Raw genomic sequence first — 8,489 nt, 5'->3', positions numbered from 1 at the left:
GGCGGGAACACGTCCCGGATCAGCTCCCAGACCTCGTCCGTGATGACATCTCGCGACACGACTCAAGAATCACCCGAAGGCTCCACACCCACATTTAGCAACACGGCCTAGTAGCTTTTGGCCACCTGCCCATGACGACGCGCCGTAGCGGACGTCGGGCACCAGTCCAATCCACGGGGCCATCGGCCCCGCGACCAGGAGGCCCCCATGCGAGCACCTCGCACTCTGGCCGTCGCCATGGTCACCGTCGCCCTTGCGACGAGTGCCTGTGGTGGTGGCTCCACCGAGTCCGGCTCCGGCAGCGACGGCGCTGCCAAGTCCGGTGGTGAGATCACGATCCGCGGTTGCACCCCGGAGAACCCGCTGCTCGGCTCCAACACCACCGAGGTGTGCGGAGGCAATGTCATCGACGCCGTGACCTCCAAGCTGGTCCGGTACAACTCGGAGACCGCGGAACCGGAGATGGACCTCGCCGAGTCGATCGAGACCTCCGACAACAAGGTCTTCACGGTCAAGCTCCAGAAGGACCGCAAGTTCTCCGACGGCACCCCGGTGACGGCCAAGAGCTTCGTCGACGCCTGGAATTTCGCCGCCTACGCCCCCAATGGACAGCAGAACGGCTACTTCTTCGAGCCCGTCCAGGGCTTCGCCGACGTCCAGTGCGCAGATGAGGAGTGCAAGACCAAGCCCAAGGCCCAGACGATGAGCGGTCTCAAGGTGGTGGACGACTCCACCTTCACCATCACCACCAGCGAGCCGGTCTCGAACCTTCCGGTACGCCTGGGCTACTCGGCCTTCGTGCCGCAGCCGGAGGCCTTCTTCAAGGATCCGAAGTCCACCGAGTTCGGCAAGATGCCGATCGGCGCCGGCCCCTTCAAGATCACCAGCAACACGGCCACCGAGATCGTGATGGAGAAGAATGCCGAGTACACCGGCAAGTTCCCCGCGCACGTGGACAAGGTGACCTACCGCATCTACAACGATGCCGCGGCTGCCTTCACCGAGGTGGTTGCCGACCAGCTCGACTTCACCGACATCATCCCCGCCGACCAGCTGGTGGGCGACCAGTGGAAGTCCCAGCTGGGCGAGGACCGCACCACGGTGCGCGAGTCGGGTGTGCACCAGACCCTGACCTTCACGCCCAATGACGAGCAGCTCAAGAATGTGGAGCTGCGCAAGGCGATCAGCAAGGCGATCGACCGCGCCACCATCACCGACAAGGTCTTCAACGGCACGCGTACCCCGGCCGACGGCTGGGTCTCCCCCGTCGTCGACGGGTACAAGGCCGGCGCCTGCGGTGATGCCTGCACCTTCGACAAGGACGCTGCGAAGAAGGCCTACGATGCCGCTGGCGGCTACAAGGGTGTCTTCCAGATCTCCGTGAACGGCGACGGTGGCCACAAGATGTGGGCCGACGCGGTCTGCAACCAGCTGAAGACCAACCTGGGGATGAACTGCCAGGTCAACATCACGCCTGACTTCAAGACCCTGCGCACCCAGATCAAGGCCGGCGAGCTGAAGGGCGCCCACCGCAGCGGTTGGCAGATGGACTACCCGTCGATCGAGAACTTCCTGACGCCGCTCTACACCAAGAACGCGGCCTCGAATGACGCCAAGTACGACAACCCGGCCTTCGACAAGAAGCTCGTCGAGGCAGCCGCCGCCAAGACGCCGGAGGAGGCCAACAAGCTCTACCAGGAGGCCGAGGCCATGCTCGCCGACGGCATGCCGGTGACCCCGCTGTGGAGCGCCGCCACCCCGGTGGCTTGGTCCAGCAAGGTGACCAATGTCAAGGTGACCCCCTTCGGAACCCTCGACCTGAGCGCCATCAGCGTCAAGTGACCCGGTCAGACAAGCAATCTTGACGTCCACGATGCGGTGGTGCGCCGGAGGATCCCGGTGCACCACCGCATCGTGTGGTGTGTGAGGAGAAGTCCCAGATGCTCAAGTATGTCCTGCGCCGCCTGGTGCAGATGATCCCGGTGGTGATCGGCGCCACCTTCCTGCTCTACCTGATGGTCTTCGCCCTGCCCGGCGATCCCTGGGTGGGGCGTTGCGGCGAACGAGACTGCAGCCCCGCCTACATCGAGGCATTCAAGGCCGAGTACAACCTGGACAAGCCACTGCTGGTCCAGTACGCCCTCTACCTGGGCAAGCTCGTCCAGGGCGACCTGGGCGTCAACTTCTACCAGAACTCGGTGGCCTCCGAACTGGCCGTGCGCTACCCCACCACGGTCAAGCTGGCGCTCATCGCGCTGCTCTTCGAGGCCCTCATCGGCATCACCGCCGGCGTGCTGGCCGGCATCCGCAAGGGCAAGTTCCTGGACAACCTGGTCACCGTCTCCACCCTCGTGGTCATCTCCATCCCGGTCTTCGTGATCGGCAGCATGGCCCAGTTCGGGGTGCTCAAGACTGGCCTGAACGACGTGATCCCGGTGACCGCCAGCCAGGGCACCCTCCAGCAGCTGATCCTGCCCGGCCTGGTGCTCGGCTCACTGTCCGTCGCCTATGTGGCACGCCTGACGCGAACCAATCTGGTGGAGAACCTCCGCGCCGACTATGTGCGCACCGCCCGTGCCAAGGGGCTCAGCAATGGCCGCACCATCGGCGTGCACGCCCTGCGCAACTCGCTGATCCCGGTCATCACCTTCATGGGCTATGACTTCGGGGCACTGATGGGCGGCGCCATCGTCACCGAACGCATCTTCAACATCAACGGAATCGGCGGTTTCATCTTCCGGTCCATCAACCAGCGCGACGGCATCTCCGTCGTCGGCGCGGTCACCTGCCTCGTGCTGGTGTACCTGTTGATGAACCTGATCGTCGACATCCTCTACAGCGTGCTCGACCCGAGGATTGCCCATGACTGAGTACACGAACCTCCCGCCGCTGGCCGACGGCGCAGCCCCAGCCGCTCTGTCCGTCGACGAGCCCGGCCCCGGCATGCCCGCAAGTCAACCCGAAAAGGCCCTCTCCCTGTGGACCGACGCGTGGCTGGAAATGCGCAGCAAGCCCATGTTCTGGTTCTCCGTCGTGATGATCATCATCCTGGTGGTCATGGCCATTGCCCCGGGGCTGTTCACCCGCACCGATCCGTACGCCTGCGACCTGCAGATCGCCCGCGAGGCGCCCAACGCAACCCACTGGTTCGGCACCGATCTGCAGGGCTGCGATGTCTATGCGCGCACGGTGTACGGTGCCCGCGCCTCGATCCTGGTGGGCCTGCTCACCACCCTGGGCACCACGCTCTTGGGCGGAATCGTCGGCGTGATCGCCGGCTATGCCGGGGGCTGGCTCGACACGCTGCTGTCCCGGCTGGGCGAGATCTTCTTCGCCATCCCGCTGCTGCTCGGTGGCATCGTGATCCTCTACTCCTTCCCCAGCAACTCGGAGACCCCCTACCTGGTGGTCGTCGCCAAGGTGGTGGCCGCGCTGGTGGTGCTGGGCTGGCCGAGCATCGCGCGCCTCATGCGCTCGTCGGTCCTGCAGGTCAAGCCCAATGAGTACGTCCAGGCTGCCCGTGCACTCGGGGCCAGCCCGTGGCGGATCATCCGAAGCCACATCCTGCCCAATGCGATGGCCGCCGTGCTCGTGGTGGCCACGATCAACCTGGGCTCCTACATTGCCGTGGAGGCCACGCTCAGCTTCCTCGGCATCGGACTGCGCCCTCCGGTGATCAGCTGGGGCATCGCGATCAGCGAGGCCTCGGGACTGGGGTACATCCAGTCCGCACCGTGGATGCTGGCCTTCCCGTCCCTCTTCCTGTCGCTCACCGTCCTGGCCTTCATCCTGCTGGGCGAAGTGATTCGCGACGCCCTCGACCCGAAGCTGCGGTGAGACGATGACAGCAACACAGACCAACCGCCGGACCAGCATCGGCGTGGACCGGATCGGTTTCGACTGGGACGCTCCCCTGCTACGGGTCGAGGACCTGCACGTCGAGTTCCGGATGCGGTCCGGGATCGCCAAGGCGATCAATGGCGTGGACTTCCATCTGGATCAGGGTGAGACCCTGGCCATCCTGGGCGAGTCCGGCTCGGGCAAGTCAGTCACCGCCCAGGCCATCATGGGCATCATCGACTCGCCACCCGGCTTCGTGACGGGCGGCAAGGTGGTCTACCGCGGCGTGGACCTGCTGCAACTGCCCGAGAAGCAGCGACGGGCAACCCGCGGGCCGCTGGTCTCGATGATCTTCCAGGACGCGTTGAGCTCGCTGAACCCGGTCTTCCCAGTCGGGTGGCAGATCGCCGAGATGTTCCGAGTGCACCGGGGCATGAACAAGTCCGACTCCATGGCCGAGGCCGTGCGTCTGATGGAGAAGGTGCAGATCCCCGCCGCCAAGGAACGGGTGAAGGCCTTCCCACACCAGTTCAGTGGCGGCATGCGCCAACGCATCATGATCGCCATGGCCATCGCGCTGGAGCCGGAGGTGTTGATCGCCGACGAGCCCACCACCGCCCTCGACGTGACCGTCCAGGCTCAGATCATGGGGCTCCTGCGGGAGCTGCAGGACGATTCCGGCATGGGTCTGATCCTGATCACCCATGACCTGGGCGTGGTGGCCGACGTCGCCGACCGGATCAATGTGATGTACGCCGGCCGGATGGTGGAGACTGCTGACGTGGCGGACATCTACTCACGTCCCGCTCACCCCTACACCAAGGGGCTGATCGACTCGATCCCGCGGCTCGACCAGAAGGGCGGCACCCTGCAGGCCATTGGTGGCCTTCCGCCAAACCTGCTGGCCATGCCCGCGGGCTGTGCCTTCCACCCGCGCTGTCCCCGGGCCACGGACCAGTGCCGCAGTGGAGAACCGCCGGCCCTGCTTCCCGTTCCTGATCCGGCGGCTTCCCCCAACCGTGCCAGCGCCTGCCATTTTGCCCAGGAGGTCTTCCATGGCTGAGCCCATCCTGTCCGCGCGCGGACTCACGAAGTACTACCCGATCAAGGACGGCGTCATTCGCCGAACGGTGGGCCATGTCAAGGCCGTCGACGGGGTGGACCTGGACCTGCATCCCGGTGAGACCCTGGGCATCGTCGGCGAGTCCGGCTGTGGCAAGTCGACCCTGGGGCGGCTCCTGATGCGCCTGGAGGACCCGACCGACGGCACCATCACCTTCCAGGGTGAGAGCCTGCACGACAAGCAGGGGGCTGCCCTGCGGCGCCTCCGGCGTGACATCCAGATCGTCTTCCAGGATCCCTACACCTCCTTGAACCCCCGCATGACCGTGGGAGACATCATCGGCGAGGCCTTCGAGATCCATCCCGACGCGGTGGGCAAGGGCGGACGACGGCAGCGGGTGCAGGAGCTGCTGGAACAGGTGGGCCTCAATCCCGAGCACATCAACCGCTACCCGCACCAGTTCTCGGGTGGCCAGCGCCAACGCATCGGGATCGCGCGCGGCATCGCGCTCAACCCGAAGGTGCTGATCTGCGACGAGCCGGTCAGCGCCCTGGACGTCTCCGTGCAGGCCCAGGTGGTGAACCTGCTGGAGCGGCTCCAGGACGAACTGGGGCTTGCCTATGTCTTCATCGCCCACGACCTGGCCGTGGTGCGCCACATCTCCGACCGGGTGGGCGTGATGTACCTGGGCAAGATGGTGGAACTGGGCGACGAGGAACAGATCTATGAGCGCCCGACGCACCCGTACACCCAGGCGCTGCTCTCCGCCGTCCCATTGCCCAACCCGGAGCTGCGCGGAAAGCGCGAGCAGATCATGCTGAGTGGCGATGTTCCCAGCCCGGCCAACCCGCCGTCGGGCTGCCGCTTCCACACCCGGTGCTGGAAGGCCACCGAGGTCTGTTCCCAGCAGCTCCCCGTGCTGGAGGATCGCCCAGACGGGGTGGGCGCGCACCCCAGCGCCTGTCACCACGCCCAGGTGCGCCGCGTGGTTCCCGTCGACTGACCGGACCCCGGCCGGCCCGGTGGAGGGGCAGAATGGATCCATGCGTCCCGTCGTCGTGATCCAGTCCACCGTGGGCCGGTGGGGTTTCCGCCTCGCCGCTGCCCTGGCCATCGGCCTGCTGGTGGCGGAGCTGGTCCTGGGCGGTCCAGTCGCTGCGCTGCGGGCTCTCCCGTGGCTGGCGCTGGTCGTGATGATCTGCTGGTTGCTCTGGTCAGCGGCAAGCATCGAGCTGGGGGCTGATCGGCTACGGCTCGACAATCCGCTGACTCGCACCGACATCGGCTGGGATGCCGTCACCGGTGTCCGCAACTCGTGGGGCATCAGCGTCGACGCCCAAGGCCGTAGCTATCGCGCCTGGGCCGCCCCTGCCCGCAGCGGTGCCTCGATGGCGCAGGGCCGTGCGGCTGGTGTCCGCGACCTGCAAACGGCTCGTCCGGACGCTGCCCCTTTGTACTTCGACCTGGATGCCCGTGCCGCGGAGCTCCTGATCGGCGAGGAGGCCCGAATCCGGCATGGTCGCCCCGACTGCGGACAGTGCGTCCAGCACGTGGTCCGCTGGCCGCGCATCGCTGTCTTGGCCGTGTTGGCCATCGCCGCGGGCCTGACCCTGCTCTGAGGCCTGAAAGCGCTACACCCTGAAGGCGTGACAAGCGGCCACGGGCCCGGCTCCCTCATCAGGGAACCGGGCCCGTGGCCGGTTGTGGTCCGTCGTGTTCAGCGGCCCACGGTCAGTGATCGCCGATCACTTGACGTAGCCGATGTCTTCCTTCGGCAGTTCCTTGAAGGTGGCCGCGCCGATGTTGGCGAGGTTCTTCGGGGCAGCGGTGTAACCCACACGACGGTAGATCGGCAGGGTGTGCACCTGCTCCCAGATGATCTTGTCCACCTGGTTGACCAGCTCGGCGCGCTTGGCCTTGTCCGGCTCGGTGTCGATCTGCGGGATCAGCTTCTCGATCTCGGGATCGACCAGCTGGGCGTAGTTCGACTCCGAGGGCTCCTTGCTACCGGCCGTCTTGGCACCGTAGATCTGACGCACATTGTTCATCGGGTACTGGGTGCCCTGCCAGGTGAACGCGAGGATCTCGAAGCTGTGGGCGCGCAGGTTCTTGCTCATGTCATCGGGAGCGATGTTCACGAACTTGAGGTCGATGCCCACGGCCGCCAGGTCCTTCTGCAGCAGCTTGCCCTCGTTCTCACTGGTGGGAATGCCGGTCAGCATCGTGTACTTCACGACGAGCGGCTTGCCGTCCTTCTCGCGGATGGTCTTGCCCTCGGGCAGCTTCCAGCCGGCCTCGTCGAGCTGCTTCTTGGCCGCCTCGACGTCGTACTTGAAGTCACCGGAGTTGTCCTCGTAACCCTCCTGGCCGGGCATGAAGAAGTGGTTGCCCAGCATCAGTTCGGAGGGGTTAACCGGCAGGCCCACCAGGTCGGACTTGGTGATGGCCTCGCGGTTGGTGGCCTTCACGATCGCCTGACGCACGTTGATGTCTGCCAGGTGGCCCGACTTCGTGTTGAAGGTGAAGTGACGCCACTGACGCGAACCTGCGGCGCGGATGTCGGCGTCGGAACGCTTCTTGGCCGTGTTCACCGCGGTCGCGTTGATCATGGTCTCGACGACGTCGATCTCATTGTTGGCGAAGGCGTTGACGTCGGCCGGGGTCTCCAGCTGGCGGAAGCTCACCGAGTCGAGCAGCGCTGGGTTGCCCCACCACTTGGGGTTGCGCTTGAAGGTCACCATCTTCTGGGCCTTGTCCAGCTTGTCGAAGATGAAGGGGCCGCTGGCCCAGTCGGGGTTGTACGTGGTCCAGCCCTTGTTGTACAGCTCGGGAGTGGCCACGCCCTCCTTGGGCTGCACGCTGGACAGCACGGCAGACCAGTCGGGGTAGGCGGCCTTGAAGGTGACGACGACGTCGGTCTCCTTCTCACCCTTGGCGACGCTGACGATCTCGGAGAAGCCGTCGGTGGTGGCCGGCTTGAACTCGGGGTTGGAGCCGTTGTTGGCCTTCCAGGTGGCCTCGTAGTCGGTCCAGTCGATGGTGCGGCCCGAATTCCACTTGGCCTCGGGGTTCAGGTGCAGCGTGACCACCTGGCCCTTGCCGTCCTTGGGCTCCTGGACGTCGTAGCTCTCCAGGAAGGGCTTGTTCTCCTTGATGGAGGCGTCGTCCTCGTAGAGGAAGTTCACCGGCTGGGTGTACTCGGAGATCGTGTCATTGTCCACACCATTGCCGTCGATGCTGGAGGTATTCCAGTCCGGGGGCAGGAAGCTGATGGCGAAGCGGACGGTACCGCCCTCCTTGAGCTCCTCGCGGGGCTTCTCGTTCATCGCCGAGAGCGCGGGACCCTCATTGCTGGTGGTGTTGCCTCCGGTGCTCGACGTGGGGGCGCCACAGGCCGAGAGAGCCAGGGCTCCGACGGCGAGCAGGGCGACCGCTGATGCGGGCTTGCGCACAATGACCTCCGAGATGATCGTGGACGCCACCCACACTGGTGCGTCCGATGATGGAAACCTACGACATGGCGTACGCGAGGCAAACAGTTGTGACGGGCTCGTGTCCACATCGTTACGTGACCGTGATTCCCCTA

7 protein-coding genes are annotated in these 8,489 nt (G+C 65.5%); 6 read left to right on the top strand and 1 reads right to left on the bottom strand.

The features are described from left to right. Positions 1-207 precede the first annotated feature (207 nt). From ACTQ49_RS03755 to ACTQ49_RS03730, 6 genes are all read left to right on the top strand, one after another. On the top strand, positions 208-1,842 hold the full coding sequence (locus tag ACTQ49_RS03755) for a peptide ABC transporter substrate-binding protein (RefSeq protein WP_441826499.1): 1,635 nt from the start codon (positions 208-210) through the stop codon (positions 1,840-1,842). 98 nt (positions 1,843-1,940) lie between these two features. Beyond that, on the top strand, positions 1,941-2,870 hold the full coding sequence (locus ACTQ49_RS03750; RefSeq protein WP_441826498.1) for an ABC transporter permease: 930 nt from the start codon (positions 1,941-1,943) through the stop codon (positions 2,868-2,870). A gap of 73 nt (positions 2,871-2,943) precedes the next feature. Beyond that, entirely contained in the window at positions 2,944-3,837 is an 894-nt protein-coding gene (locus ACTQ49_RS03745) for an ABC transporter permease (RefSeq protein WP_441826512.1), read from the top strand. 112 nt (positions 3,838-3,949) lie between these two features. Then, on the top strand, positions 3,950-4,903 hold the full coding sequence (locus tag ACTQ49_RS03740; RefSeq protein WP_441826511.1) for an ABC transporter ATP-binding protein: 954 nt from the start codon (positions 3,950-3,952) through the stop codon (positions 4,901-4,903). Further along, entirely contained in the window at positions 4,896-5,906 is a 1,011-nt protein-coding gene (locus ACTQ49_RS03735; protein WP_441826497.1) for an ABC transporter ATP-binding protein, read from the top strand. The genes ACTQ49_RS03740 and ACTQ49_RS03735 overlap by 8 nt, the downstream gene beginning before the upstream one ends. A 40-nt stretch (positions 5,907-5,946) precedes the next feature. Further along, a complete protein-coding gene (locus ACTQ49_RS03730) occupies positions 5,947-6,522 on the top strand; it encodes a hypothetical protein (protein ID WP_441826496.1) in 576 nt (191 codons plus the stop codon). A 126-nt stretch (positions 6,523-6,648) separates the two neighbouring features. On the opposite strand, the gene ACTQ49_RS03725 is transcribed toward ACTQ49_RS03730, so the two are convergent. Then, positions 6,649-8,355, bottom strand: a complete 1,707-nt coding sequence (locus tag ACTQ49_RS03725) for an ABC transporter family substrate-binding protein (protein WP_441826495.1) — start codon at positions 8,353-8,355, stop codon at positions 6,649-6,651. Between the last annotated feature and the right edge of the window lie 134 nt (positions 8,356-8,489).

This window comes from Luteococcus sp. Sow4_B9, assembly GCF_052116585.1.
Classification (GTDB): domain Bacteria; phylum Actinomycetota; class Actinomycetes; order Propionibacteriales; family Propionibacteriaceae; genus Luteococcus.
This window is presented reverse-complemented; position numbering and strand designations above follow the sequence as displayed.

What these genes read in the sequence shown, in the direction of transcription:
- ACTQ49_RS03755 (WP_441826499.1), top strand. Translation starts at nt 208, where the DNA reads ATGCGAGCACCTCGCACTCTGGCCGTCGCCATGGTCACCGTCGCCCTT.
- ACTQ49_RS03750 (WP_441826498.1), top strand. Translation starts at nt 1,941, where the DNA reads ATGCTCAAGTATGTCCTGCGCCGCCTGGTGCAGATGATCCCGGTGGTG.
- ACTQ49_RS03745 (WP_441826512.1), top strand. Translation starts at nt 2,944, where the DNA reads ATGCCCGCAAGTCAACCCGAAAAGGCCCTCTCCCTGTGGACCGACGCG.
- ACTQ49_RS03740 (WP_441826511.1), top strand. Translation starts at nt 3,950, where the DNA reads ATGCGGTCCGGGATCGCCAAGGCGATCAATGGCGTGGACTTCCATCTG.
- ACTQ49_RS03735 (WP_441826497.1), top strand. Translation starts at nt 4,896, where the DNA reads ATGGCTGAGCCCATCCTGTCCGCGCGCGGACTCACGAAGTACTACCCG.
- ACTQ49_RS03730 (WP_441826496.1), top strand. Translation starts at nt 5,947, where the DNA reads ATGCGTCCCGTCGTCGTGATCCAGTCCACCGTGGGCCGGTGGGGTTTC.